23 protein-coding genes are annotated in these 26,694 nt (G+C 66.7%); 4 read left to right on the top strand and 19 right to left on the bottom strand.

Going from position 1 to position 26,694, the window contains the following annotated elements:
- Nucleotides 1-26 precede the first annotated feature (26 nt).
- The 10 genes from AC4AMJ_RS06915 to dop all read right to left on the bottom strand — a co-directional run bounded on the left by AC4AMJ_RS06915 (nucleotide 27) and on the right by dop (nucleotide 11,154).
- On the bottom strand, nucleotides 27-2,843 hold the full coding sequence (locus AC4AMJ_RS06915) for a DEAD/DEAH box helicase (RefSeq protein ID WP_489917597.1): 2,817 nt from the start codon (nucleotides 2,841-2,843) through the stop codon (nucleotides 27-29).
- Nucleotides 2,840-3,823, bottom strand: coding sequence for a twin-arginine translocase subunit TatC (tatC, locus tag AC4AMJ_RS06910; RefSeq protein ID WP_489917596.1), 984 nt, complete (start codon nucleotides 3,821-3,823; stop codon nucleotides 2,840-2,842). Before tatC ends, AC4AMJ_RS06915 begins: the two co-directional genes overlap by 4 nt.
- 35 nt (nucleotides 3,824-3,858) lie before the next feature.
- A complete protein-coding gene (gene tatA / locus AC4AMJ_RS06905) occupies nucleotides 3,859-4,122 on the bottom strand; it encodes a Sec-independent protein translocase subunit TatA (protein WP_489895235.1) in 264 nt (87 codons plus the stop codon).
- A 78-nt stretch (nucleotides 4,123-4,200) separates the two neighbouring features.
- On the bottom strand, nucleotides 4,201-5,166 hold the full coding sequence (locus AC4AMJ_RS06900) for a helix-turn-helix transcriptional regulator (protein ID WP_489918387.1): 966 nt from the start codon (nucleotides 5,164-5,166) through the stop codon (nucleotides 4,201-4,203).
- Complete coding sequence (locus tag AC4AMJ_RS06895) at nucleotides 5,163-6,155, bottom strand: helix-turn-helix transcriptional regulator (RefSeq protein WP_489917595.1); 993 nt, start codon at nucleotides 6,153-6,155, stop codon at nucleotides 5,163-5,165. The genes AC4AMJ_RS06900 and AC4AMJ_RS06895 overlap by 4 nt, the downstream gene beginning before the upstream one ends.
- Before the next feature lie 15 nt (nucleotides 6,156-6,170).
- The gene (gene pafA / locus AC4AMJ_RS06890) at nucleotides 6,171-7,529 is read right to left on the bottom strand and encodes a Pup--protein ligase (RefSeq protein WP_489895231.1); all 1,359 of its coding nucleotides are present in this window, start codon (nucleotides 7,527-7,529) and stop codon (nucleotides 6,171-6,173) included.
- A gap of 74 nt (nucleotides 7,530-7,603) precedes the next feature.
- Nucleotides 7,604-8,422 (bottom strand): proteasome subunit alpha, encoded by an 819-nt coding sequence (prcA, locus tag AC4AMJ_RS06885; protein WP_489917594.1) that lies wholly within the window; start codon nucleotides 8,420-8,422, stop codon nucleotides 7,604-7,606.
- Nucleotides 8,419-9,291, bottom strand: coding sequence for a proteasome subunit beta (prcB, locus tag AC4AMJ_RS06880; RefSeq protein WP_489895227.1), 873 nt, complete (start codon nucleotides 9,289-9,291; stop codon nucleotides 8,419-8,421). Before prcB ends, prcA begins: the two co-directional genes overlap by 4 nt.
- The gene (locus AC4AMJ_RS06875; RefSeq protein ID WP_124707286.1) at nucleotides 9,288-9,479 is read right to left on the bottom strand and encodes a ubiquitin-like protein Pup; all 192 of its coding nucleotides are present in this window, start codon (nucleotides 9,477-9,479) and stop codon (nucleotides 9,288-9,290) included. The genes prcB and AC4AMJ_RS06875 overlap by 4 nt, the downstream gene beginning before the upstream one ends.
- A 172-nt stretch (nucleotides 9,480-9,651) precedes the next feature.
- Entirely contained in the window at nucleotides 9,652-11,154 is a 1,503-nt protein-coding gene (gene dop, locus AC4AMJ_RS06870; RefSeq protein WP_489895225.1) for a depupylase/deamidase Dop, read from the bottom strand.
- A gap of 67 nt (nucleotides 11,155-11,221) precedes the next feature.
- Here dop and glgP point away from each other — a divergent pair, with 67 nt between their 5' ends.
- Nucleotides 11,222-13,879 (top strand): alpha-glucan family phosphorylase, encoded by a 2,658-nt coding sequence (glgP, locus tag AC4AMJ_RS06865; RefSeq protein ID WP_489917593.1) that lies wholly within the window; start codon nucleotides 11,222-11,224, stop codon nucleotides 13,877-13,879.
- 761 nt (nucleotides 13,880-14,640) lie between these two features.
- On the opposite strand, the gene arc is transcribed toward glgP, so the two are convergent.
- Entirely contained in the window at nucleotides 14,641-16,467 is a 1,827-nt protein-coding gene (gene arc, locus AC4AMJ_RS06860; RefSeq protein WP_489895221.1) for a proteasome ATPase, read from the bottom strand.
- 196 nt (nucleotides 16,468-16,663) lie between these two features.
- Nucleotides 16,664-17,509 carry a tRNA (adenine-N1)-methyltransferase gene (locus tag AC4AMJ_RS06855; RefSeq protein ID WP_489895219.1) on the bottom strand — a complete coding sequence of 282 codons (846 nt, stop codon included), beginning with the start codon at nucleotides 17,507-17,509 and terminating at the stop codon, nucleotides 16,664-16,666.
- 127 nt (nucleotides 17,510-17,636) lie between these two features.
- Here AC4AMJ_RS06855 and AC4AMJ_RS06850 point away from each other — a divergent pair, with 127 nt between their 5' ends.
- Both AC4AMJ_RS06850 and AC4AMJ_RS06845 read left to right on the top strand, forming a co-directional pair.
- Complete coding sequence (locus AC4AMJ_RS06850; RefSeq protein WP_489918386.1) at nucleotides 17,637-18,476, top strand: RecB family exonuclease; 840 nt, start codon at nucleotides 17,637-17,639, stop codon at nucleotides 18,474-18,476.
- 59 nt (nucleotides 18,477-18,535) lie between these two features.
- The gene (locus AC4AMJ_RS06845; RefSeq protein ID WP_489895216.1) at nucleotides 18,536-19,375 is read left to right on the top strand and encodes a thioesterase family protein; all 840 of its coding nucleotides are present in this window, start codon (nucleotides 18,536-18,538) and stop codon (nucleotides 19,373-19,375) included.
- Between the two features lie 41 nt (nucleotides 19,376-19,416).
- On the opposite strand, the gene hisG is transcribed toward AC4AMJ_RS06845, so the two are convergent.
- From hisG to AC4AMJ_RS06825, 4 genes are all read right to left on the bottom strand, one after another.
- Complete coding sequence (hisG, locus tag AC4AMJ_RS06840; RefSeq protein WP_489895215.1) at nucleotides 19,417-20,262, bottom strand: ATP phosphoribosyltransferase; 846 nt, start codon at nucleotides 20,260-20,262, stop codon at nucleotides 19,417-19,419.
- 63 nt (nucleotides 20,263-20,325) lie between these two features.
- Nucleotides 20,326-20,589 carry a phosphoribosyl-ATP diphosphatase gene (locus AC4AMJ_RS06835; protein WP_489895214.1) on the bottom strand — a complete coding sequence of 88 codons (264 nt, stop codon included), beginning with the start codon at nucleotides 20,587-20,589 and terminating at the stop codon, nucleotides 20,326-20,328.
- A gap of 6 nt (nucleotides 20,590-20,595) precedes the next feature.
- Nucleotides 20,596-21,315 carry an HAD family hydrolase gene (locus tag AC4AMJ_RS06830; protein WP_489917592.1) on the bottom strand — a complete coding sequence of 240 codons (720 nt, stop codon included), beginning with the start codon at nucleotides 21,313-21,315 and terminating at the stop codon, nucleotides 20,596-20,598.
- A complete protein-coding gene (locus tag AC4AMJ_RS06825) occupies nucleotides 21,312-22,106 on the bottom strand; it encodes an MmyB family transcriptional regulator (RefSeq protein ID WP_489917591.1) in 795 nt (264 codons plus the stop codon). The genes AC4AMJ_RS06830 and AC4AMJ_RS06825 overlap by 4 nt, the downstream gene beginning before the upstream one ends.
- A gap of 88 nt (nucleotides 22,107-22,194) precedes the next feature.
- Between AC4AMJ_RS06825 and AC4AMJ_RS06820 the strand changes: the two genes are divergently transcribed.
- Nucleotides 22,195-23,043, top strand: a complete 849-nt coding sequence (locus AC4AMJ_RS06820) for a serine aminopeptidase domain-containing protein (RefSeq protein ID WP_489917590.1) — start codon at nucleotides 22,195-22,197, stop codon at nucleotides 23,041-23,043.
- On the opposite strand, the gene AC4AMJ_RS06815 is transcribed toward AC4AMJ_RS06820, so the two are convergent.
- The 3 genes from AC4AMJ_RS06815 to AC4AMJ_RS06805 form a co-directional block, all read right to left on the bottom strand.
- Nucleotides 22,944-24,485: a hypothetical protein gene (locus AC4AMJ_RS06815; protein WP_489917589.1), complete on the bottom strand. Its 1,542-nt coding sequence runs from the start codon at nucleotides 24,483-24,485 to the stop codon at nucleotides 22,944-22,946. The genes AC4AMJ_RS06820 and AC4AMJ_RS06815 overlap by 100 nt on opposite strands.
- 65 nt (nucleotides 24,486-24,550) lie before the next feature.
- Nucleotides 24,551-26,011 (bottom strand): MFS transporter, encoded by a 1,461-nt coding sequence (locus tag AC4AMJ_RS06810; protein ID WP_489895209.1) that lies wholly within the window; start codon nucleotides 26,009-26,011, stop codon nucleotides 24,551-24,553.
- Complete coding sequence (locus tag AC4AMJ_RS06805; protein ID WP_489917588.1) at nucleotides 26,008-26,469, bottom strand: MarR family winged helix-turn-helix transcriptional regulator; 462 nt, start codon at nucleotides 26,467-26,469, stop codon at nucleotides 26,008-26,010. Before AC4AMJ_RS06805 ends, AC4AMJ_RS06810 begins: the two co-directional genes overlap by 4 nt.
- Between the last annotated feature and the right edge of the window lie 225 nt (nucleotides 26,470-26,694).

Here is a 26,694-nt window from a genome sequence, read left to right as displayed (position 1 = left end):
CGGGCACGAACCGACGGTATGAGCGCTCAGCCCAGTTCTGCGGCGACCACGCCTCGACGGATGCCCGACACCGCGGCGCGCGCCGATCCGGCCAGACGGGTATCGGCCCCGACACCTAGTCTGATCTGCTCGAGCAGATCGACCACCTGACGGTTCCAGCGAACGAAGTCACCCGGTGACAGCAATTGCCCGCGTTCACCGGCAGCCGCGAGGGATTCCGTCAACGAACGTCCGGATGCCCACAGCGACACCGCAACCGAGAATCCCGTGTCGGGCTCGCGGGTGGAGTCGACGCGATGACGAGCCTCGACGGCGGTCACCTGCCGCCAGATCTCCACGGTTCGGGCCACGGCCTGCCGCAGTGCGGCATTCCCGGGCATCGCGTCGGTTCCGGAGTAGCTCTCGCGTCTCGCCTCGAACACCATTGCGGCCACCACCGCGGCAAGTTCATGTGGTGCCAGCGCATCCCAGACCCCGGCCCGGATGCACTCGGTGACGAGCAGATCGCTCTCGCTGTATATCCGGCTGAGCAGCTCACCCGCCGCGGTGACCGACACCCGTTGGGCCCCGGACCGACCGACGGAGGCGTCGAGGTATCCCAACTCTGCCAGGACGGCCACGATCCGGTCGAACTGGACTCCGAGCGTCGACGTACGGTCGGCGATCACCCGTTCGGCCGACACGATCTCGCGGACCACCCGATTGCGGCGCTCTGCAAGGCGGAAGAGTTCATCGCCACCATCGAGCCGGTGTGCCGGATGAGCCCGCAGCGCCGACCGTAGTCGGGCCAGTTCCCGATCATCGGCGGCGGCGGCGCGCTTCTTGGAACGACCGCGCGGCATCTCGATGCCGGTGGACCGGAGCGCGGACGCCAGGTCCCGACGACCCCGTCCGGTCCGGCGATCCACATGCTTCGGCAGGCGCATGTTGCCCAGCACCTGGGGTGGGTTCACGAAGTCACGGGTTCCCACCCGTCCGCACCAGGCGTCCTCGGTGAGCACAAGCGGTTTGGGGTCCACCGACTGTGCGGCCGGTTCGAGGATCACCGCGAGCCCGCGGTGCCGACCACCGTGCAGCCCGATCACGTGCCCCCGCTTGAGGGCGGCCAGGTCCGCGACCGTCGACCGTGTGTGTTCCGTGCGCCGCTCGAACTTGAGCTCACGCTCCCGTCGCCGGATGTCCTCCCGCAGTTGCACGTAACCGAGGAACCCGGCATGCGGGTCGTCTCCGGGTTCGTTGCCGTAGTCGATCGATCCGCCCGGCTCGAGTCCTCGGTTCTCGGCGGCACCGGTCAACTCGATGTCGAGTTTGCGGAGCTGTCGACGTGCATCATCGACCTTGCGCGCCTGTCCGACGACCGATCGATCCGCTTGGAACTGCGCGAACGACCGGTTCAGCAGTTCGCGCGAGCCCGCGAGGCCGAGTCGGCCGATGAGGTTGACCGCCATGTTGTATTCCGGCTGGAACGAACTGCGCAGCGGAAACGTGCGTGCACCGGCGAGGCCGGCGACCTGCTCGGGAACCGTCTCCGCCGTCCACACGACGACGGCGTGGCCCTCGACGTCGATGCCGCGACGTCCCGCCCGTCCGGTCAGCTGGGTGAATTCGCCGGGCGTGAGGTCGACGTGGGCTTCACCGTTGAACTTGACGAGCCGTTCGAGCACCACGGTCCGGGCCGGCATGTTGATACCCAGTGCCAGTGTCTCGGTGGCGAACACCATCTTCACCAAACCGCGGGTGAACAGTTCCTCGACGGCATGGCGGAAAGTCGGCAGCAGACCTGCATGGTGAGCGGCGAAGCCGCGGCGCAGACCCGCCCGCCATTCGGCGACGCCGAGGATCTCCTCGTCCGCGGGAGACATCTCCTCGAGATGTCGGTCGACCACCTCGTCAACCGACATCGCCTCCTCAGGTGTCAGCAGGTTCAGACCTGACCGAAGACACTGTGCGAGGGCCCCGTCGCAGCCGGCGCGGGAGAAGATGAACCCGATCGCGGGTAACAAACCCTCGCGGTCCAGGCGTGCGACGAGCTCGGGGCGCGACGGTGGGCGCGCTCCCCCGCGTCTGCCACCACGGGGGCCGCCGCTCCGCCGACCACGGCCATAGGACCGGTCCCCACCACGATCGTCGGCCAACAGGATCCGGTGGCGGATGTACCGTTTGAGCTCCGGATTGACCTGTGGGCGTTCCCGTGTCGCCGCTGCGCCGGGTGGCCTGGCCGGGTCGAAGAGGTCGAACATGCGGGTTCCGACGAGCATGTGCTGAGACAAGGGCACCGGTCGGTGCTCGTCGACGATGACGGTGGTGTCACCGCGGACAGTCTTGATCCAGTCGCCGAACTCCTCGGCGTTGCTCACCGTCGCGGACAGGCTCACCACCCGCACCGACGGCTCGAGGTGCAGGATGACCTCTTCCCACACCGCGCCGCGGAACCGGTCGGCGAGGAAGTGCACCTCGTCCATCACCACATGCGACAGCCCGGTGAGCGCACGCGAGTTCGCATAGATCATGTTGCGGACGACCTCGGTGGTCATCACGACGATCGGCGCATCCGGGTTGATCGAGTTGTCCCCGGTGAGCAGGCCAACCGATTCCGCGCCGTGGATGGCGGCGAGGTCGGCGTACTTCTGGTTGCTGAGTGCCTTGATGGGTGTGGTGTAGAAACATTTCGTGCCCGACGCCAGTGCGAGATGCACGGCGAACTCACCGACGATGGTCTTCCCTGCGCCGGTCGGTGCGCAGACCAGAACGCCATGTCCCGCCTCGAGAGCAACACAGGCACGCCGCTGGAAGTCGTCGAGGCCGAAGGACAGCCGATCGGTGAATTCCTCGAGCCGACTCACAGGATGTCGTCGAAAGTGTCTCGGTCACGGACTGAGGTGCGGGTGGCCGCCGACGTGCCGGATGAGGTCGCCGACGGCTGCGCGAGCCGCGTCGCGCTGGGTGCCGGGCCGGTGCTCGGCAGCGGGCTGGCCTGATCGTCTGGAATGTCCGACCAATCGGTGGTGTCCCGCTTGCGTCGTTTGTCGTTGATCCGGGCGAACTGGATCGCGATCTCGAGCAACACGGTCAGCGCCAGCGACAACGCCAGCATGGTGAACGGATCCTGTCCGGGGGTCGCTATCGCAGCGAACACGAACAGCGCGAACACCAGCCCCCGACGCCAGCTCTTCAGCCGCGCATAGGTCAGGATCCCGATGACGTTCAAGGCGATGATCAGCAACGGCAACTCGAAGCTGACACCGAAGATGATCAGCAGGTGCAGCATGAACCCGAAATACTGGTCGCCGGCCAGTGCGGTCACCTGGACATCGTTGCCGACGGTCAGCAGGAAGTGGAAGGCCTTGGCCACCACGAGGTACGCGAGCACGGCGCCCGCGACGAAGAGTACGGCGGCCGACGAGACGAATCCGATCGCATAGCGCCGCTCGTTGGTGTGCAGGCCGGGAGTGATGAATTGCCAGAGCTGGTACAGCCAGATCGGGCACGCCAACACCACCCCGGCGGTGAGCGCGACCTTGAGCCGCAACATGAACTGGTCGAACGGGCCGGTGGCGAGCAGGCGGCAGGAGTCGTCCGCGGTCAGCTGCGCGCGCGATGACGGTGGCAGATCGCAGTAGGGTCCGCGCAGCAGATCACCCAGCGACGGGATGCCGAGGAATCCGTGCGAATACCAGACGAACCCGATGATGGTCGTCAGAACGATCGCGATCATCGAGATGACGACGCGCGTCCGCAACTCGTAGAGATGTTCGACCAACGACATGGTGCCGTCGGGATTGAGTTTGCGTTTACGGCGTCTCGGATCGAGAGAAATGCGCACGCGGGTGCCCTGGCCTCCGGTCTGGCGAGAAGCGCCTAGGCGGACTTCTTCGTGTCGTCAGTCGAGGTATGTGTCGAGGTCGGCGGCACATCCCCCGGCGGCAGTTCACGTTTGACCGGCTCGGCCGGCGGGGTGCCGCCGGTCTCCTTGCCGTCGTTCTGCATCTCCTTGACCTCGCTCTTGAAGATCCGCAACGACTGACCCAGCCCCCGAGCGGCATCGGGGAGCTTCTTGGAGCCGAACAGGATCACCAGGACGAGCAAGACGATCACCCAGTGCCACCAGGACAAAGCGCCCATTTTTCCACCTCCGAATCGCGACGTCGCCAATGCTACCCGAGTGCGGCCCGGCGACCGCGGGCGCAGGCGGCCACGGCCTCACGCATAGCGTGCCCGGGCCGCCGCCGCCGTCGACGCGACGCTCCCTGCGATGGCCGGATCGGACACCACCCGCACGCGGCCACCGAACCCCAGCAGGAAGCGGGTCAGCCACTCCGGTGAGCCGTACACGAGGCGCGCACGGACCGGCGACGTCGGATCGTTGCGGCCATCAAGCGATTCCATCGCTTCGATCAGGTAGTAGTCGAGTACCCAGAGCTCCTCCGGATCGATCTCGATCTCGGCGAACGGCAGGTCCGGATTGTCGGACAGGATCGCCGATTGGGGTCGCGCCACCGCCTCAGCCGGCGGGGTCGACGGTTCGTCGAGCAGCGTCGCCGTCTCCACCCGGTCGAACCGGAACAGCCGCACACCGTCGCTCTTGCGGCACCACGCCTCGAGGTAGGTGTTGTTGTCCATCGACTGCAGCCGGATCGGGTCGACAGTGCGCTCGGTGAAGCTGTCCCGTGTCGCCGAGTAGTAGCGGATGTCGAGGGCGCGCCGCAGACGCAACGCGTCGCGGATGGTCGCGTGGGTGGGGTTCTCGACCTCGACGTCGCGCTCGACGCCGGTGGGCACCCGGGCCGCCGACGATCCGACGGCCTGTTCGATCTTGGCGATGGCGCGTCGTGTACTGACCCGGTCGACGGCGCCGGGCATGTCGAGCAGCGCACGCAACGCGACGAGCAGGGTGCTCGCCTCCGTCGTGGTCAGGCGCAGCGGACGGTCCATCCCCGCGGTGAACCCGACCTTGACCCGGCCCTGCTCGAACTGCAGGTCGATCAGATCGTCCGGAAAGTATCCGGGGAGCCCGCAGACGAAGAGCAGCTCGAGATCCTTGGTGAGTTGCCTGGGCGTGATGCCGAGGTCGCGGGCCGCCTCGTCGATCGCGATGCCGTCACGCCGGTCGAGGTAGGGCACGAGCGCCAGCAACCTGCTCAACCGATCTGGACGCGCGGACATCAGGCGGACACCCCGGCCAGTCTGTCGAGCGAGGCGATGACGGCCTCGCGTAGCTCCGGTGGCGCGAGCACCACGGCGTCACGGCCGGCCCCGAGCACCATACGGGCGAGGGTGGACAACGAGCGGATCTCGATCTCGGCCACGTCGCCGGGCTCGCCGTCGAGATCGGAGGGGATGACCGTCCTGGAGAGTCGACGCAGCCCGGCCGCCCGATCGCGCGCCAACCAGATGCGTGCGGTGCGGCCGTCGGTGCCGGTCGCGGACTCGACGGCCGCCGACACGATCTGCTGAACGTCGGTGCCTTCGGGAACCACGACATCGCCCGGGGCGCCGATCACGGTGACGTCGGAGATCCGCGACAGCCGGAAGGTGCGGGTGGCCGAGCGGTCGCGGTCGTGCCCCACGACGTACCACCGACCGCGATAGGTGACGATGCCCCACGGTTCGAGGGTGCGGGTCAACGCCGACGACGCCGCACCCGGCCGATAGGTGAAGGTGACGGCCCGCGCCGACCCCGTCGCCGAGACCAGCGCCGCCAGGGCGGGTTCGGAACCCACCGACCGCGCCGACAACGCGGCCGGCACCACCAGCTCGTCGTCGGCCCGGACATCGATACCTGCGGCCTGCAGTTTGAGGACGGCATTCTGCGAGATCGCGGAGATCTCGGGGGTATCCCACAGCGCCGCTGCCATCGCGATCACCGCGGCCTCGGATCGGTCGAGCTCGATCTCGGGCAGCTCGTAGCTGTCCCGGTTGATCCGATAACCCTCCGCGCTGCCCGACATCCGATCTCGACCGGTGATCAGCGGGATACCGAGGTCACGAAGTTCGTTCTTGTCTCGCTCGAACATCCGGTTGAATGCCTCGTCCGACTGCCCCTCGTCGTTGTAGCCGGCGACGTTGCGGCGGATGTACTCCGCGGTCACGAACTGACGGGTCGACAACAGACAGATCACGAGATTGAGAAGGCGCTCAACTTTCTGCGTGGCCACTGGGCCAGCTTACGATCACATCGATGCGATCAGTCGATCGACTCGCTCATCGACGCTGCGGAACGGATCCTTGCACAACACGGTCCGCTGGGCCTGGTCGTTCAACTTGAGGTGAACCCAGTCGACGGTGAAGTCACGGCCGGCCTTCTGCGCAGCCGAGATGAAGTCGCCACGCAGCTTCGCCCGCGTCGTCTGTGGAGGCTCGTTGACCGCGGTCGCGATCGCCTCGTCGGTGGTCGCCCGGGCGACCAGCCCCTTGCGCAACATGACGTCGAAAACGCCGCGGCCGCGTTTGATGTCGTGGAAGGCGAGGTCGAGCTGTGCGATCTTCGGGTCCGACAGCTCCATCGAGTAGCGGTCCTGATAACGCTGGAACAACTTGCGTTTGATCACCCAGTCGACCTCGGTGTCGACCGTCGAGAAGTCACCGCTCTCGACCGCGTCGAGCATCCGGCCCCACAGATCGACGACCATGTCCATCTCCGGGTCGGGGCGACGGTTCGTCATGTGCTCGACGGCGCGGGCATGGTATTCGCGCTGGATGTCGAGCGCGGTCGCCTGCCGCCCCCCGGCGAGGCGTACGGGACGCCGTCCGGTGGGGTCGTGGCTCACCTCGCGGATCGCTCGGATCGGATTGTCGAGAGCGAAGTCGCGGAACACCACGCCGGCCTCGATCATCTCCAGGACCAGTGCTGCCGAGCCGACCTTGAGCAATGTCGTCATCTCGGCCATGTTGGAGTCCCCGACGATCACGTGCAGTCGGCGGTATTTCTCGGCATCGGCGTGCGGTTCGTCGCGGGTGTTGATGATGGGCCGGGACCGGGTCGTCGCCGACGACACGCCTTCCCAGATGTGCTCGGCACGCTGGGACAAGCAGAAGGTCGCCGCCTTCGGGGTCTGCAGGACCTTGCCGGCGCCGCAGATCAGCTGGCGCGTGACCAGGAACGGCAGCAGGACGTCGGAGATGCGGGAGAACTCGCCGGCCCGCACCACCAGGTAGTTCTCGTGGCAGCCGTACGAGTTGCCTGCCGAGTCGGTGTTGTTCTTGAACAGGTAGATGTCGCCGCCGATCCCCTCGTCGGCGAGCCGCTGTTCGGCGTCGACGAGCAGGTCCTCGAGCACCAACTCGCCTGCACGATCATGGTTGATCAGCTGAATGAGGCTGTCGCACTCGGCGGTCGCGTACTCCGGGTGGGAGCCGACGTCGAGATAGAGCCGCGCGCCGTTCTGCAGGAAGACGTTGGACGAACGCCCCCAGGACACGACTCGGCGGAACAGGTACCGAGCGACCTCGTCGGGGCTCAGTCTGCGATGACCGTGGAAGGTACATGTGACACCGAATTCGGTCTCGATACCCATGATTCGACGCTGCACATGATCAACACTACCCGCGGACAACCCCGCAGACCGGGCGACGCGACGGGTGGTCGCGTCGCCGGTCCGCGACGTCAGGATTCCGGGTCACTCGGAGGGGTTTCGGCGTCCGCCGATCCACCGTTCGCGATCTCGTCCGGCGTGGCGGATTCGCCATCGGGCGGCATCAGATCTGCCAGGGCCGAATTGTTGATCCGTCGATAGGCGCGCCGCGGACGATTGCGATCCAGGATCGCCACCTCGAGGTCGGAGGCGGCGAGTTTGCGCGGTTCGGTCGAGGACTGAGACGAGCTGCCCGACGAACTGCTGCCGGTGTCGACGGGCGTGGCCAGCGCGGCCACCGCGACGGCGATTGCGGCGGACAGGTCGAGATCGGGTTCGTAGCTTTCCCGCAACGCAGTGGTGATGGCCTCGTTGGCGCCGCCCATCACCAGAAACCGCGTCTCATCGGCGATCGACCCGTCGTAGGAGATGCGGTACAGCTGCGAGGGCCGTGGCTTCCCGTACTTGGCGACCTCGGCGACGCAGAGTTCGACCTCATACGGTTTGGCCTGTTCGGTGAATACCGAACCGAGCGCGTTCGCATATGTGTTCGCCAGCGACAACGCGGTCACATCCGCGCGGTCATAGCTGTAACCACGCATGTCGGCCAGCTGGATGCCGGCCTTGCGCAGACTCTCGAACTCGTTGTACTTGCCGACCGCGGCGAAACCGATCCGGTCGTAGATCTCACTCGTCTTGCGCAAGGTGTTCGACGGATTCTCCGCCACGAACAGCACGCCGTCGGCGTAGGTCAGCGCGATCACGCTGCGGCCGCGGGCGATGCCCTTGCGCGCCAGCTCCGAGCGATCGCGCATGATCTGCTCGGCACTGGCGTAATACGGGAATGTCATCGCGCCTCCCCCTCATGCTCGGCGGCGCGTCGTTCGACCACTGCCCGGGCCGCGGCCTCGATCGCTTCGGGTGCCACCTCGGTCGCGCCCTGCGCCCCCACGGTCACCGCGGTCGGGAAGATCTTGCGCACGATGTCGGGTCCGCCGGTCGCGGAGTCGTCGTCGGCGGCGTCATAGAGCGCCTCGATGGCCACCGCCAGCGCGGAATCGGCATCGAGGTCATATCTGAACAGCTTCTTCAACGATGATTTCGCGAATACCGAACCGGATCCGATCGCCTGATAGCCGCCGAAATCCTCGTGCCGGTCGCCGGCGATGTCGAACGAGAAGATGCGACCACGCTCGTTGGGGTCGTCATGATCGATGTCGAACCCGACCAGCAACGGAACCGCCGCCAGCCCCTGCATTGCCGCGCCGAGGTTGCCGCGCACCATCGATGCAAGTCGACTCACCTTGCCGTCGAGGGTCAGCGGGACCCCTTCGATCTTCTCGTAGTGTTCGAGCTCCACCGCGAACAGCCGGACCATCTCGATCGCGATACCCGCTGTTCCGGCGATGCCGGCAGCCGAATACTCGTCCGTGACGAACACCTTCTGCACATCACGCGTCGCGATGAGGTTGCCCATCGTGGCCCGCCGGTCACCTGCCAGCACGACCCCACCCGGATACGACACCGCCACGATCGTCGTTCCGTGCGGGATCTCGGCCGCCACGTCCGTGCGGATGCTCATCGGATCGACGCGATTGTGCGGAAGCTGTTCAGGCGCATGCTCCCGCAGGTACTCGGTGAACGACGAGATGTCCGCGCGCAGCGGGTGCGTGGAGTGGAACGTGTTTGAGGAACCTGGTGAGGAGAACCGGTCGCTCACTGGCCGCCTTTCTGCACGTACGCGCGCACGAAGTCCTCAGCGTTCTCCTCGAGCACGTCGTCGATCTCGTCGAGCAGGTCGTCGGTGTCCTCGGCCAGCTTCTCGCGGCGTTCCTGACCGGCACTGCCGTCCGAGCCGATGTCACCATCGTCGTCGCCACCACCGCGCTTGGTCTGTTCCTGCGCCATCTGCTGCCTCCTTCGACTCACCGAACCCGCTCGCTGCGTGCCCGGCCCGATCCGCCCTGTCGGGCGTCGACGCGACGCCGACACGGTCGCATCTGAAAAACCGCGTATTCCACACCCTACCGGTGCGCGCCGCGCCGCGGGCGGAAGCGAACACGCATGTGGCCGCGGCGCGTCAGGTGGTCGTGAGCTGATCGACGAGTTCGGCGGCGGAGTGCACCGAGTCCAACAGCTTGCCGACATGGGCCCGGCTGCCGCGCAACGGTTCCAGGGTGGGGATGCGCACCAGGGAATCGCCGCCCAGATCGAAGATGACCGAGTCCCAGCTCGCGGCCGCGACATCGGCGCCGAACCGCCGCAGGCATTCCCCACGGAAGTACGCCCGGGTGTTCTGCGGGGGCTCACTGATCGCCCGCATCACGTCGTTCTCGTCGACGAGTCGCTTCATCGAACCGCGGGCGACGAGCCGGTTGTACAGACCCTTGTCGAGGCGGACGTCGGAGTACTGCAGATCGATCAGCTGCAGCCGCGGTGCCGACCACCCCAACCCCTCGCGCTGTCGGAAACCCTCGAGGATGCGCAGTTTTGCCGGCCAGTCCAGGATGTCGGCGCACTCCATCGGGTCGCGCTCGAGTCGGTCCAGCACGTCGGCCCAGGTCTCCAACACGTGGGCGGCCCGGGTGTCGTCGCTGTGCTCGGCGTCGTGGAACTTCATGCACCGTTCGAGGTACTCACGCTGCAGGGCCAGTGCGGTCAGTTCGCGGCCGTCGGTGAGCGCGACGGTCGTCGTCAGGCCGGGATCGTGGCTGATGGTGTGCACGGCCTGTACCGGACGGGCCAGCTCGATGTCGGAGAAGTCGACGCCGGCCTCGATCAGGTCGAGGACCAGCGCGGTGGTGCCCACCTTCAGGTACGTGGCGGTCTCGGCGAGATTCGCGTCGCCGATGATGACGTGCAGGCGCCGATAGCGCTCGGGGTCGGCGTGCGGCTCGTCGCGGGTGTTGATGATGCCGCGTTTGAGGGTGGTCTCCAGTCCCACCTCGACCTCGATGTAGTCCGATCGCTGCGACAACTGGTAGCCGGCCTCGTCGCCGGACTGACCGATGCCGACCCGGCCCGCACCGGTGAAGATCTGCCGCGACGCGAAGAACGTGGTGAGACCTGCGATCACCGCGGTGAACGGGGTCTCACGATTCATCAGGTAGTTCTCGTGGGTGCCGTAGGAGGCGCCCTTGCCGTCGATGTTGTTCTTGTAGAGCTGCAGACGCGGGGCTCCGGGCACGCTCGCGACGTGCCGGGCGGCTGCCTCCATGACCCGCTCCCCGGCCTTGTCCCAGATGACCGCGTCCATCGGGTCGGTGACCTCGGGTGCCGAGTACTCCGGATGCGCATGGTCGACGTAGAGCCGGGCGCCGTTGGTCAGGATCATGTTCGCGGCGCCGATCTCGTCGGCATCGATGATCGGGGCGGGACCCGAACCCCGGCCGAGATCGAATCCGCGGGCGTCGCGGAGTGGTGATTCCACCTCGTAGTCCCACCGTGTCCGCTTGGCACGGGGCACCCCGGCGGCCGCGGCGTACGCGAGAACTGCCTGCGTGGAGGTCATGATCGGGTTCGCGGTCGGGTCGCCGGGCGCGGAGATCCCGTACTCGACCTCGGTACCGATGATTCGCTGCATGGTACGAGCCTAGATGTTCATCCGGTAGCGGTCGCACCCTCGGTCCCGGCTGGGTAGCGTCTACTCGGTGAAAGCCTTCCGCCGGTTCACGGTTCGGGTGCCGCTGCCCGTCGAGCTCGCCGACCTGTCCCGCCTCGCCCACAACCTTCGTTGGGTGTGGCACGCCCCCACCCAGGATCTGTTCGCCACCATCGACCCCGACCTGTGGCACGACACGGGCGATCCGCTGCGACTGCTGGCCGAGGTCGAGCCGCAGCGCTTCACCGATCTCGCCGCCGACCCCGATTTCCTCGCGCGTCTGGCATCGACCGCGGCCGACCTCGACGATTACCTGTGCGGGCCCCGCTGGTTCGGGGAGAGTTCGACCGGCTCGGAAAACCTCGCGGCGCAAGGGATCGCGTACTTCTCGATGGAGTTCGGCATCTCCGAGGTCCTGCCCATCTACTCGGGCGGACTCGGCATCCTGGCAGGCGACCACCTCAAGGCGGCGTCGGACCTGGGTCTGCCGCTGATCGGGGTGGGACTGTTCTATCGGTCCGGTTATTTCCACCAGAGCCTGTCGCACGACGGATGGCAGGTCGAGCGCTACCCGGTCAATGATCCGACGTCGTCACCGCTTGTCCCGCTCACCGATGGCGACGAGCCGGTGATCATCACCGTCTCGATGCCCGGGGGCCGCACGCTCGACGCCCAGGTGTGGATCGCCATGGTCGGGCGGATTCCGCTGCTGCTCCTCGACTCGGACGTCCCGATGAACGACGAGGAGCTGCGTAGCGTCACCGACCGCCTCTACGGCGGCGACCAAGACCATCGGATCAAGCAGGAGATCCTCCTCGGGGTCGGCGGGGTACGCGCGGTCCGCGCCTACATCGGGCTCAGCGGGCGGCCGGAACCGACCGTGTTCCACATGAATGAGGGACATGCCGGGTTCCTCGGCGTCGAGCGTGTCCGCGAGCTCACCAACCCGACACGGCTCGCCGGCGACGAGCCGCCCCCCGTTCTCGACTTCGACACAGCCGAGGCGGTGGTGCGGGCGTCGAACATCTTCACCACCCACACCCCGGTTCCCGCCGGCATCGACCGGTTCCCGCGTGACATGGTGCGGTACTACCTCGATGCCGACGACGACGGGATCTCCCGGCTCCTCCCCGGGCTTCCGGTGGACACCGTTCTCGACCTCGGCGACGAGGCGGATCCCGGCGTGTTCAACATGGCACACATGGGTTTTCGGCTTGGGCAGCGCAGCAACGGGGTGTCCCAGCTGCATGGCGCGGTCAGTCGGGAGATGTTCGCCGACCTGTGGCCGGGATTCGACGCCGACGAGGTGCCGATCGGCGCGGTCACCAACGGCGTGCACGGGCCAACGTGGACCGCGCGTCGATGGTTGGATCTCGCTGCCGGGGACGAGGAAGCCGAAGCGCGCGTCGTGTCGGGGATGCCGTCCGATGAGATCTGGCAGATCCGGTCCGAACTGCGCGCCGGGCTCGTCGACGAGGTCCGTCGGCGCGCCTTCGACAGCGCACGTGACCGCGGATTCACCGACGCCGAACTGGGATGGACCACTGACATCTTCGACCCGGCAGCGCTCACGATCGGTTTCGCACGCCGTGCCGCGACCTACAAGCGACTGACACTGATGCTGCGCGACCCCGATCGGATGCGCCGCATTCTCACCGACCCGGATCGGCCCGTGCAGTTGGTGATCGCCGGTAAGGCGCATCCCGCGGACGACGGCGGCAAGTCGTTGATCCAGCAGGTGGTGCGGTTCACCGAGGATCCCGAGTTGCGCGACCGGATCGTGTTCCTGCCCGACTACGACATCTCCATGGCCCGCGACATCTACGCGGGCTGCGATGTCTGGCTGAACAATCCGGTGCGCCCGATGGAGGCATGTGGCACCTCCGGCATGAAGTCCGCACTCAACGGCGGCCTGAATCTGTCGATCCTGGACGGGTGGTGGGATGAGATGGCCGACGGTGAGAACGGTTGGGCCATCCCGTCGGCCGAGGGTGTCACCGACGAGCATCGCCGCGACGATCTGGAGGCCGAAGCCCTATATGTGTTGCTCGAGGAAACGGTGATCCCGTTGTTCTACAACCGATCGCCCGAGGGGGTGCCGGAACGCTGGGTGGAGATGGTGCGCCACACCGTGAGCGAACTCGGGCCGCGCGTACAGGCGACGCGAATGGTGCGCGACTACACCATCGCCCTCTACGGTCCGGCCGCAGACCAGTTCGCGTCGATCTGCGCCGACGGATGCGCGCCTGCGCGCGATCTCGCGCAGTACCGGCGGGTGCTCGAGCAGACCTGGCCCGCGGTGCAGATCGCCGGGATCGATGAGGCGGGTTCGGGCGACACCCTGGAGGCCGACAGCCCGCAACGGGTGAGCCTCACACTGACCGCGCACGTCGCGCTCGGCGAACTCGGGCCGGATCAGGTGTGTGTGCAGGCGCTGGTGGGGCGGGTCACCGACGATGGTGAGATCGTCGATCCGGTTGTCGCCCAGATGACCCCGACCGGCAACGCCGATCCGTCGGGCCGCACCCTTTTCGTCGCGACCGTAGTGCCGGCACGGTCCGGACGCCACGGCTACACGGCGCGAGTACTCCCTCGCCACGCACAGTTGTCCGACGACGCCGAACTCGGGTTGGTCCGCTATCCGGTCGGCACGGCAGAAGACGCCGGCCCGAGTCGGGTCGAACTCGTCGCCGGTGGAGGCATCTGAGACGAGGCTCGCCCCGAGCCTTTCCGGAGCCGACGAACACCACGACCCGGGGTCACAACTCACCCACGCGGCAAGACCTTCTTCACGAACCGCGGGCAATAGCTCTCCGTGCTCCGAACACCAACCCGGTCCCTGAGGAGCCTCCGAGCCTGCGAGCGCCACCACCCGATCCCTGAGGAGCCTCCGAGCCTGTGAGGATGCGTCACGAAGGGCCGCCCTTCGTGACGGTCCTCCGCTAGCGCTCCGGACCTCCTCAGGGACCGGGGGTCACGTCCACACCAGCGCTCCAGACCTTCTCCACAAACCCGGGGTCACGTCCACACCAGCCCCCAGCCCTTCTGCACAAACCCGGGGTCACCTCCACACCAGCCCCCAGCCCTTCTGCACAAACCCGGGGTCACCTCCACACCAGCCCCCAGCCCTTCTGCACAAACCCGGGGTCACCTCCACACCAGCCCCCAGCCCTTCTGCACAAACCCGGGGTCACCTCCACACCAGCCCCCAGCCCTTCTGCACAAACCGGAGGTCACCTCCACACCAGCCCCCAGCCCTTCTGCACAAACCGGAGGTCACCTCCACACCAGCCCCCAGACCTTCTGCACAAACCGGGGTCACCTCCACACCAGCCCCCAGCCCTTCTGCACAAACCGGGGTCACCTCCACACCCCCGCCGTGATCACGTCCAGGCCTCGGGATCAACGTCTGCACCCCCGGACCCTCTATCGGGACCGGGGGTGCAGACGTGAGGGATTGAGACTGCGCTACAGGTACTGACCGGTGTTCGTCTCGGTGTCGATCGCGCGGCTCGCACCTGCGCTCTTGCCGGTGACCAACGTCCGGATGTAGACGATCCGCTCGCCCTTCTTGCCGGAGATCCGCGCCCAGTCGTCGGGGTTGGTGGTGTTCGGCAGGTCCTCGTTCTCGGCGAACTCGTCGAGGATGGAGTCGAACAGGTGCTGCACCCGCAGCCCCGGCTGCCCCGTCTCGAGTTGCGACTTGATCGCGTACTTCTTCGAGCGGTCGACGACATTCTGGATCATCGCGCCCGAATTGAAGTCCTTGAAGTACATGATCTCCTTGTCGCCGTTGGCGTAGGTGACCTCCAAGAACCGGTTGTCGTCGCTTTCGGCGTACATCCGCTCCACGACCCGCTCGATCATCGCGTTCACGCACGCCGTGCGGTCGCCGCCGAACTCGTTGAGATCGTCGGCGTGCACCGGCAGGCCCTCCACCAGGTACTTGGAGAAGATGTCCATGGCCGATTCGGCGTCCGGGCGTTCGATCTTGATCTTCACGTCCAGACGGCCCGGGCGCAGGATCGCCGGATCGATCATGTCCTCGCGGTTGGAGGCACCGATGACGATCACGTTCTCCAGGCCCTCGACACCGTCGATCTCGCTGAGCAGCTGCGGCACGACGGTGGTCTCGACGTCCGACGACACACCCGATCCACGGGTACGGAAGATCGAGTCCATCTCGTCGAAGAACACGATCACCGGTGTGCCCTCGGAGGCCTTCTCCCTCGCACGCTGGAAGATCAGGCGGATGTGGCGCTCGGTCTCACCCACGAACTTGTTGAGCAGCTCGGGACCCTTGATGTTCAGGAAGTACGACTTCGCTTCCTTGGCATCGTCGCCACGCACCTGAGCGATCTTCTTCGCGAGCGAGTTCGCCACCGCCTTGGCGATCAGCGTCTTGCCGCAGCCGGGAGGACCGTAGAGCAGCACACCCTTGGGTGGGCGCAGCGCGTAGTCACGGAACAGGTCCTTGTGCAGGAACGGCAACTCGACGGCGTCGCGGATCTGCTCGATCTGACGGCCCAGGCCACCGATGTCCTCGTACCCGACGTCGGGCACCTCTTCCAGGACCAGGTCCTCGACCTCGGCCTTCGGCACGCGCTCGAACGCGAAGCCGGCCTTGGTGTCGATGAGCAGTGAGTCGCCGGGACGTAGCTTGCGCCGTTTGCCGTCGTCGCTGTCGATCTCCCCCATCAGGGGCTCGGCCAGCCAGACGACACGCTCTTCGTCGGCGTGACCGACGACGAGGGCCCGACGGCCGTCGCCGAGGATCTCGCGCAGCGTGCTGATCTCCCCGACGGCGTCGTACTCGCAGGCCTCGACGATCGTGAGCGCCTCGTTGAGGCGCAGCGTCTGGCCCCGGCGGAGCGCATCGATGTCGATGTTCGGCGAGCAGGTCAGCCGCATCTTGCGCCCGGACGTGAACACATCCACTGTGGTGTCCGGGTGGATGTCGAGGAGCACGCCGTATCCGCTGGGTGGCTGCCCGAGCCGGTCGACCTCCTCACGCAGGGCGACCAGTTGCTGCCGGGCCTCCTTGAGGGTATCGAGCAGCTTTGCGTTCCGCGCGGTCAGATTGTCGACCCGCTCCTGGAGCTCAGTGGCATCGCCGGGCCGCGCGAAGTTTCCGCGCAACGTGTCGCCGCGAGATGACTCGGGCCGAGCGAGGGGGGACGCGTAGGCCGGGACGAAGCTCTCTTCGGGCATCTGGCCGGTGTCGTCGGGCTCGGGCACACCCGAGGACCCGAGGCGGTCGGCGCCGCTGGCACCTTGGCGGTCAGATTCGGTCATTGCTGACTCCTCTCCCCGGCAAACACTGCTCACGTGGAGTGTTTGCGCCGTAACCCCACGCTACCGGTGCGGACGGGAAATCGCCCTGTACCGCGCAGCAATGGGTGTTGACGACTTGTTAAATCTATGTCTTCGCAACGTATTCGCGACGTTTCATTCGGTAAAGGGAATTAGTGCCGAGCAGACCCGATCGTCGTCATCCCCGGGTCGGTCGACGTTGCGGACGGAGGGTCGCGACGCCGTCTGCCAGACGGCGTGTCGTGATCAAAAAGGCAGTATGACCCTGCATCTTGTGTTCCGGACGCACCGCCAGGCCGACCGCGCTCCATTCCCGTACCAGCGATTCCCACGCACGGGGTTCGGTCCAGCATTCCTGGTCACGAAGTGCTTCCATGATCCGCGACAATTGCGTGACCGTTGCCACATAAATGATCAGGACTCCGCCCGGTTTTATCGCACCTCGGACCACATCGAGTGGCTCCCAGGGCGCGAGCATGTCCAGGATGACGCGATCGAAGAGGGTCTCGGTGGCCAGTCCGGCAACGTCCAGGTGGGCGAGATCATCGACCACCAGCTCCCAGTTGTGCGGCCGGCCGCCGAAGAACGTCTCGACGTTGCGGACCGCGTGCTCGGCATGGTCGTCGCGCACCTCGTAGGACGTGACGCTGCCCTCGGTACCGACGGCACGCAACAGCGAACAGGTCAATGCCCCGGACCCGGCTCCCGCCTCGAGCACACGCGCACCCGGGAAGATGTCCCCCTCGGTGACGATCTGCGCTGCGTCCTTCGGATAGATGACTTGGGCGCCGCGCGGCATCGACAGCACATAGTCGACGAGCAACGGACGAAGGGCGAGGTACTGCGTGCCGCTCGTCGCGGCGACGATGCTGCCCTCGGGAGCACCGATGAGGTCGTCGTGTTCGATCGCGCCGCGATGGGTGTGGAACTGCTTGCCCGCCTCGAGATGGACAGTGAACTTCCGTCCCTTGGCGTCGGTCAGTTGTACGCGGTCACCCACGTCGAATGGGCCGGTGGTGGGCATCGGTCTCTGGAGATCCTTCCGGCCGTTCAGGGTGTCATCCCCGAACCTGTCAGTGTCGCGACCTACCCTGCCAAATGTGACTACCACGATTGACGCTGGGGCTGTCCCCGAGAATGTCGGGTCCGGCGTGCCGGCCGATGTCGAGCCCCCGGCCCGCGGTCTGGTCGGGCGGCCGCTGGCGCTGTCACCGTCTCGGGCCGCCGATTTCAAACAGTGTCCACTGCTCTACCGGTACCGCGCCATCGACCGGTTCCCGGAGACTCCGACGCAGGCGCAGACGCGGGGAACCGTGGTGCACGCGGCCCTCGAGAATCTCTTCGATATGCCGGCCGAGCTTCGGACACAGGAAAGTGCAGACCTTCTCGTCGAGGGCGCCTGGGCGGCGATGTGTGAGGGAGATCCGCAGCTCGCCGACGTCGTCGGGGAAGGACAGACCGAGCGGTTCCTCGCCGAGGCCCAGAAACTCATCGCGACCTACTACACGATGGAGAACCCGACCGCGTTCGAGGCCGACGCGTGCGAGGAGCACGTCGAGATCGATGTGGACGACGTCCTGATGCGCGGGTTCATCGATCGCATCGACGTCGCGCCGACCGGTGAGATCCGGGTCGTCGACTACAAGACCGGCCGCTCCCCCGGCGAGGCCTACGAGGCAAAGGCCCTGTTCCAGATGAAGTTCTATGCCCTCGCGATCCTCCGCATCCGCGGCGTGGTGCCGGCACGCCTGCAGTTGATGTACCTATCTGACGGCCAGCAACTGACCTACACCCCGGACCGCGAGGAGCTCGAGCGCTTCGCCCGGACCCTCAAGGCGATCTGGGCGGCGATCCGCTCGGCAGTGGCATCCGGCGATTTCCGCCCCCGCCGATCACGGCTGTGCGGTATGTGCGAGCACCAGGCGCGGTGCCCGGAGTTCGGTGGCGAGATCCCGCCGTATCCGGGCCCGCCGCCAGGGTTTGTCGCCTGAACCCACCGTTCGGGCCCCCTGCTCCGGCCGACTATGACGATGGGCATACGGTGGCTCCCGTGGAGAGCTGCTACTACGTTCCGATCGACGGGCCGCGATCGGAGCCCGATGCGGGTTACGAGTACTTTCAGCCCAGCGACGCGACGCAGAGCGTGTGGGCGTCGACCATGCAGCACGGTGGGCCACCGTCCGGACTGATGATGCGATCGTTGCTGCGGTGCGACCCGAACCCCGACCAACGGTTCACCCGGGTGACGACCGAGATCCTCGGACCGATCGGGTTGGGTGTGAACCGTATCCGGGCCGAGGTCATCAGGCCGGGCCGGCAGATCAGTCTGGTCGGGACCGACCTGGAGGTCCAGCAACCCGACGGTTCGTTCCGACTGGCCGCCCGCTCGGTCGGCTGGCGGTTGCGCACCGCCGACACGGCGGCGATCGTCGAGACCCCGGCACCGTTGTCCCCCGTGCCCGCCGACCTCACCCCCGTGCGGGGGGTCACCGAGAGTGCCGACCTCGGTGTCGACTGGGGCACGGTCGGGTTCATCGGCTCTGTCGAGTCGGCCACGATCGACGGTCGTACCGGCGATACTCCCGCCATCTGGATTCGTCCCGCGATCCCGCTGGTCGGCGGTGAAGAGATCTCCGATCTGGAGTCGATCTTCACCGTCATCGACATCGCGAACGGAGTCGGCACACGCTTACGGGTCGACGAGTGGACCTGGATGAACACCGACACCACCGTGCATCTGACCCGGGTGCCGAGCGGACCGTGGGTGGGTATCGACGCCGACATGGTGCAAGGGCCCCACGGCTTCGGTGCGACGTTCGCCGACCTCTACGACGCCGACGGCTTCATCGGCCGATCCGCCCAGACGGTGCTGCTGAACCCGACTCCGTAGCGACACCCGCAGGTACCGCCCTCTCCTCCAGCGAATCGGCTTCAGAACCGACAGGAGCGGATGTCGGTGGCCAGGATGGCCTTTGCACCCAGTTCGGACAGCTCGTCCATGAGGCTCTGGTGCACCTTGCGCGGAACCATCGCACGCACGGCGACCCAGTTGGGGTCCGCCATCGGCGCCACCGTCGGCGACTCCAGGCCCGGCGTCAGTTTGGACGCCTCCTCGAGCAGCGTCAGCGGGCAGTCGTAGTCGATCATCACGTACTGCTGGCCGAACACGACGCCCTGCACGCGCGCGACGAACTGTCGCGCCGCCTTGCCCTGGTCCACTCCGGCCTGGGAGATCAGCACGCCCTCGGAGTCACACAGCGACTCACCGAACGCGGCGAGTCCGTGTTGACGCAGCGTGCGACCGGAGCCCACGACGTCGGCAATTGCGTCGGCGACGCCGAGCTGGATGGAGATCTCGACGGCGCCGTCGAGACGGATGATCTCGGCCTCGAGTCCCCGGCGGCCGAGATCGGCGCGTACGAGGTTGGGATACGACGTGGCGATCCGCTTGCCGGCGAGGTCGTCGACCGTCCAGGTGCTGTCCGAGGGCGCCGCGTAGCGGAACGTCGACGATCCGAAGCCCATCGAGAGCTGCTCGTCGACAGAGGCGCCCGAGTCCCGTGCGAGGTCCCGGCCGGTGATACCGAGGTCCAGGGTTCCGGCGCCGACATAGATGGCGATGTCCTTGGGCCGGAGAAAGAAGAACTCGACGTCGTTGGCGTTGTCGAGCACGGTGAGGTCTTTGGAGTCCGATCGTTTCCGATAGCCCGCCTCGGCGAGAATGGTGGCCGCGGACTCGGAGAGCGCACCCTTGTTGGGCACGGCAACTCGCAGCATGGCTGTTCCTTCGGGAGTACGTGGTGAGTCTGGATGAGAAGTACAGATGTCCGGGCCGGCCGGTCACAGATGTCGGTAGACGTCCTCGAGGGAGAGACCACGTTTGATCATCATCACCTGGACCCAGTAGAGCAGCTGCGAGATCTCCTCACCGAGGGATTCGTCCGACTCGTGTTCGGCCGCGAGCCAGACCTCGCCCGCCTCCTCGATGACCTTCTTGCCGAGGGTGTGAACCCCGGAGTCGAGGGCGGCGACCGTGCCACTCCCGGCGGGACGGCTCTGTGCCTTCTCGCTCAGTTCGGCGAACAGATCCTCGAATGTCTTCACGATCCCCTATCTTGGCACGTCACGATCGTCGGAACGGTGGCCGGGGTGCTGGCCGGTCCAGGCATCGACCAGATCGTCGACGGTGAGGTCGACCAACGATTTCCGGAAGCTGCGCAGCGCACCCGGCGGTACGACGGCGGCCGACGGCACGACCAGCGTCGGACATCCCGCCGCGGTGGCGGCGACGGTGCCGGTCGGTGAGTCCTCCACGGCGAGACACTCCGACGGCGCGCGGCCCAGCAGTGCGGCAGCACGCAGGTAGAGATCGGGCGCCGGCTTTCCCGTGGGCACCTCGTCGCCACAGACCGTCGCGGTGAACCGGCTTCGGCCCAACGTGTCGAGCGCGACCTCGGTGAGCTCACGCACCGTGTTCGTGACCAGCACCATGGGCAGTTCCGCGTCGGCGACCAGCTCGAGCGCCGCGAGCGCCCCGGGGCGCCATGGCAGGCCCTTCGAGAACAGCACCGCCACGTGATCGAGCATCCACCGGGCGTCGCCGTCGGGATCGCGCTCGGCAGGGGTGAGTTGTGCGGCGTCATGAACCTTCGCGATCGCGTCCGGCAGCGAGTTGCCGAGGGTGGACTCACGTAGGCGTGGCGACATCACGATGCCGTGGCGCACGGCGAGGTCGACCATCGCGATGTCCCACAGGGGTTCGGAGTCGAGCAGCGTGCCGTCCATATCCCAGAGGACTGCGGCCGGGGCCTGCGGTGCGGGTCTACTCACCCCTGCATCATCGCAACCGCGCGTTCGGTGGTCTCATCCGCCGGGTAGAACAGTTCGATTGTCATCTCTTCGAGGGTGATGTCGCGCGGGGTGCCGAAGGTCGTCAGCGTGGTGAAGAATGACAGCACCTGATCACCGAACCGCAACTCGAACGGAACGAGCAGGGTCGGTTCAGCCGGATGGTTGGCCGACGTCGTGCGCCGGTCGAGATCGGCCACCGTGTCATAGTCGCGCACCTCACGTTCCAGCGCGGTCAGTCGTGGATCTCCGGTCAACCGGACGAGACGCCGCAGTGTGTCGACGAGATACCCCGCCCACGCATCGAGATTGACCGTCACACGAGCGAATCCCTCGGGATGCAACGACGCGCGGAACAGATTGAACGGTGGGCCCTGCAGGTGGTCGGGCAGGAGCCCGGCGAGCTGGGCTGCGGAGTCGTTGGCCAACACGACATTCCAGCTTCGGTCCAGCGCCAGACCGGGATATGGATTGTGCGCGTCCAGGATTCGCTGAACTGACCCGCGGATACGGCTCATCGCGGCCGCGTCGAGCGACTGCTCGGTGTAGCGGGGCGCGTGGCCGGCGGCGAGCAGCAGCGCATTTCGTTCGCGCAGCGGGATGTCGAGGCGGGTGGAGAGTGCCTCGAGGAGTGCCGGGCTCGGTGTCGATTTGCCCGTCTCGACGAAACTCAGATGCCGTGGCGAGACTCCCACGTCGTAGGCGAGGTCGAGTTGGCTGATCGACCGATGCGACCGCCACTGCCGCAACATCGTGCCCACTCCGACCGCCATGTCGGTCATCGTATGGCAGCGGGCCGCCCTGATTCGATTACCTGTCAGGTAGTGGATCCGCCTCCCGATCAGCGTGACTCTGGTGTCCATGAATCCTAACGATGTGCCCCTCGTGCTCATCTCTCCGGCGATGGCGGTACCGGGACGCTACTACCGCCCGCTCGTCGAGGCATTCGCCCACGAAGGTTGGGCGGCCACCACGGTCGACCGGCGCGGCATCGGCGACCACGCGAAGAGTCCTTCGCGTGCGAACGACTGGTCATACGCCGACGAGGCCGACGACCTCGGCGCGGCCGTCGCGCGGGCGCGTGCCGATGATCCGTCACGTCCTGTTCTCGTTCTCGGCCACAGTCTGGGGGCTCAGTTGTGTGCGGTGCTCGGCACCCGTGGCGACGACATGTGCCCGGACGCTGTGGTCACGGTCGCGGCGTCGGTGCCGTGGTTCCGCCACTATCCGCGCGGCGGGATCGTCGAGTTCGGCACCGCGACCGCCGTCCCGATCGTCACCGCGGCTATCGGTCATTGGCCGACCCCGGGTTTCGGCGCCCCCGCACCGCGGACCTTGATGCGTGAATGGGCGCGCATGGTCCGCACCGGGCGGGCGCCGTTCGACGGCGATGACCTCATCGGTATCCCGATCCTCGCCGTGCGGCTCGCGGAGGACCGGCTGGTGACCTCGCCCGCGGCCGAGTTGTTCGAGCGCCGATTCGATCCCGAGGTCCGCACCACCTGGACCTACACCGCCGATGATTGTCCTCCCGGCGGGTCGGTCGGACACGTGCAGTGGGTACGGACGCCGGGACCGATCGTCGACCGGACCATCAGGTGGTGGTCGGATCAGGGCCGCGCGCGCAGTGCGAGCTTCCGCGAACGACGCAGCGTGTCGACGACGGCGTATCCGACGCCGAGTACGGCGAGCCCCATCATCGAGGCGTAGATCGACAAGGCGGTGTCGCCGCGGCCAGAGCTGTACCCGTCTCCGCCGGCGCTCGATCCACCGCCGGCGCTCGATCCACCGCCGGCGACCGGGCCGCCGGCTGCGCGACCGTGCGCTGGGCCGCCCGCGTCACCTGTCACCGGGCCGCCCGAGCCTGGGCCGGCCGGAGCGCTCCGACCGGTAGCGCCTGCGCCCGGTGGGCCGCCGTGACCACCGCTGCCCATGGCACCGCCGTGGGCACCACCGCCCATCATCTGCCCCTGGTCGCCGGTCAGTGACGAGTGGTAGACACCGATCGCCGCCGCCTGGATGAGGACGGGGATCAGGACGAAGCGCAGCGGGAGGTAGAACGCCATCACCACACTCAGTACCTCGGCGGTGAAGAAGTAGCGGTCATGCATCGCCGGTAGGAGGAACGGCACGATGACCGCCGACGCGGTGGCGACCACCAATATCGAGGTCGGGGTCACCACCGGCTTCTTCCAGATCGACCAGGCGAGAAAGCCCACGATCACCGCTGCCGCTGCGGCGATCCCGAGATGGGCGAGCCAGGTGGCGTCACCGGCGATCGGGATGAGTTGGTAGAGGTTGGCCGCGCCGAGTGTCAGCTGCTTGTAGCTGTCGGTCTGGTCGAGATAGACCGACAACGCCGTCTGCCACGGCGCACCCGCGATGATCGCCGGTACATCCAGCAGCAGGTAGACGGCCGGGATCGCGAGCACTGTGTACCAGGGCAGGCGACGACGGATCAGCAGCCATGCCAGGACCGGCAGCACGAAGATCGCCTGGAGCTTGAAGGAGAGGGCGAGCCCGAACAGGACGCACGCCCACAAGGAGCTCCAGCGCGCCGAGTTCGGGCGCACCGAGTTCGGGCGCACCGAGTTCGGGCGCACCGAGTCGCGTTGCGCGCGCATCAGGAAGTAGACACCGCCGAGCGCACAGGCCGAGTAGATCGCGTCGGCCTGGCCCCAATAAGAGCTGTTCGCGATGACCGACGGGAGAAGAACCATCACCGTGAAGGCCAGTGCACGCAACCAGAACCGGTCGGTACGCAGCCCGACGATGCGGTAGGCGAAGAATCCGAGGACGAAGTCGAAGATGATCGAGATCGCCTTGATGCCCACGAGTGCCGGGACGTTGAGCACGGTGAGCAGCCAGATCAGGTACAGATACGGGTAGTTGTAGTCCGCGAACTTCTCCCGGAACGCACCGAAGCCCTGGCTGTCGAGGGTGTCGTACCAGCGGCTGAGGAAGGCGCGGTAGTCGAGGGTCTCGATGTCTAGGAAGCAACAGCGGATTCCGATGGCGACAGCGATGATCGCTGCGAGAACGAGCCATCGCAGCCATCGGGGCGGGGATGACGCCGCCGGGCCCGTCGTTGTGACGGGACCGGGGTTTGGAGCGGGACGAGTACGGGTCTGGACAGGATCGGCCACGGTCATGCACCCACTGTGCGAGTCGAAGCTGTGGGCGCGGTGTCAGAGCGCTGGGAGGTTCACAGCGCTGCTCAAGCGGTCGTGGAGGCCAGGATCCGCTCTCGGGTGCGCTCAGCTGTTGCCTTTGCCCATCGACTCGTGGACACGATCCCGACGACGAAGATGCCGACGCCACACAACGCCATGATGAACCAGACGGGGCCGGCAGCACCGGCGAGCCGGCCCGTCCCGGCGGTTGTGTCGGCGAACGCGAGCGTTCCGAACACCGCCACCCCGAGGGATGTGCCGACCTGGCGGCTCGTCGATGCGATTGCCGACGCGACGCCTGCCTGGGATCTCGGCATCCCGGACACCGCGGCGTTGGTGATCGGCGCATTGACCAGGCCCATACCCGTGCCGAGCACCAGATAGGCAACGCCCAGGTACCACATGCTGGTGTCGTTGCCCGCCTGTGTGAGCATCAACCCGCTGATCGCCACCGCAATGCCCGCGATGACCATCGGCGTCCGGGCTCCCCGACTGCCGACAAGCCTGCCTGAGACCGGCGACAGGACCGCGTTCGCCGCAGCCATCGGCAACGTCATCAGACCGGCTTCGAACGGCGTCAGCCCGCGGACCTGCTGCAGATAGAGGGTGTTCAGGAAGAGGAAGCCGCCCATGGCGCTGAACGCGAGCATCGCGCTGATCACCGAACTGCTGAACGGGATACTGCGGAAGAACCGCAGGTCCAGAAGTGGTTCGCGCCGCCGGGATTCGACCACCAGCAGGCCCACGAAGGCGAATGCGGCGATGGCGAAGCAGCCGATCACCACACCCGATTCCCAGCCGCGGGTGCGGCCCTCGATGATCGCGTAGGTGACTGTGGCGAGAAACGCCAGGATCAGCAGTTGTCCGGCCGGATCCGGTCGCCGCGCGTGCTCGGCCTTCGATTCGGGCACGAAGATCGCGGTCAGGACGAAAGCCGCGATACACACCGGCACATTGAGCCAGAAGATCGCCTGCCAGCCGATTCCGTCAACCAGGGCCCCACCCACCAGCGGTCCGAGGGCCATGCTGACACCGATCGCGGCGCCCCACATTCCGATCGCCCGTGCACGCTCCTTCGGCTCGGTGAAGGTGTTGGTGATGATCGACATGGCCACGGGATTCAACATCGCCCCACCGATGGCCTGGAGCATCCGCGCCCCGATGAGCATCTCGGGTGACACCGCGAGCGAACACAGAATCGAGCCCAGGCCGAAGACGACCAGTCCGGTCTGGAAGACACGTCGGCGACCGAAGCGATCTCCGAGAGAACCCCCGAGCATCAACAGGCTGGCGATGACCAGTGTGTACGCGTCGATCACCCACTGCAGCTGTGAGGCAGACGCACCGAGGTCCGAACTGATGGACGGCAGTGCGACATTCACGCCCGACACATCGATCCCGACGATGAACAGGCTGAGGCAGCAGGTGGTCAGGATCACCATGCGACGCCGTGGACTCAGGCTCGATGCCTCCGACATCGACGCGGTCGCAACAGAAGTGTTCATGAGTCGGCGGCCTCCCGGAGCAGGTCGAGCAGTCGGCCGAGTTGCTGCCGCTGGTCATCATCGAGCGCGGTGAACATGTCCGGCGCGATAGCGGGGTCGGCGACCACCGAGTCGACGATCCGGCGACCCTCTTCGGTGGCAGTGACCACCTTGAATCGCCGATCAGTGGGGTGAGGCTCCTGGGTGACCAGTCCCCGATCCACCAGGTCGTTCACGATGACGCTGGCCGCAGGTGCGTCGATACCCAGCCGCTTGGCCAGATCGGTTTGCGTCATGTCGCGCACAGCGATGCGACGCAGCGCTCGGAAGCGACTGAACGGCATGTCGACCCTCGCGTCGATACGGGCGCGGGGCTCGGCGGCGTGGTCACGAACCAGGCTGTTCATCGCGAACCACAGCTCCGTCGCGGTCGGCGTCGTCGACGTGACTGCCCGACGTGGCGAGTCAGTTGTAGGCATACAACGATTGTATTCTCACAACTATCCCGTGACAAGCGGCGTCAGGGCGGGTGACATGGCCTGTACGGTCATCGCGTTCGCCCGGCGATGGTGCGGTCGGCGTTCATGTCGTGGTGCATGGGGGGTCTCGATACACAGACTCGACCAACGGACAGACGACCCGACCAACGGACACGCCTACTACCCGACCAGCGGACGGACGGCCCGACCACCGCATCGCGCCTA

This window comes from Gordonia sp. LMA484 (assembly GCF_058129505.1).
This window is presented reverse-complemented; position numbering and strand designations above follow the sequence as displayed.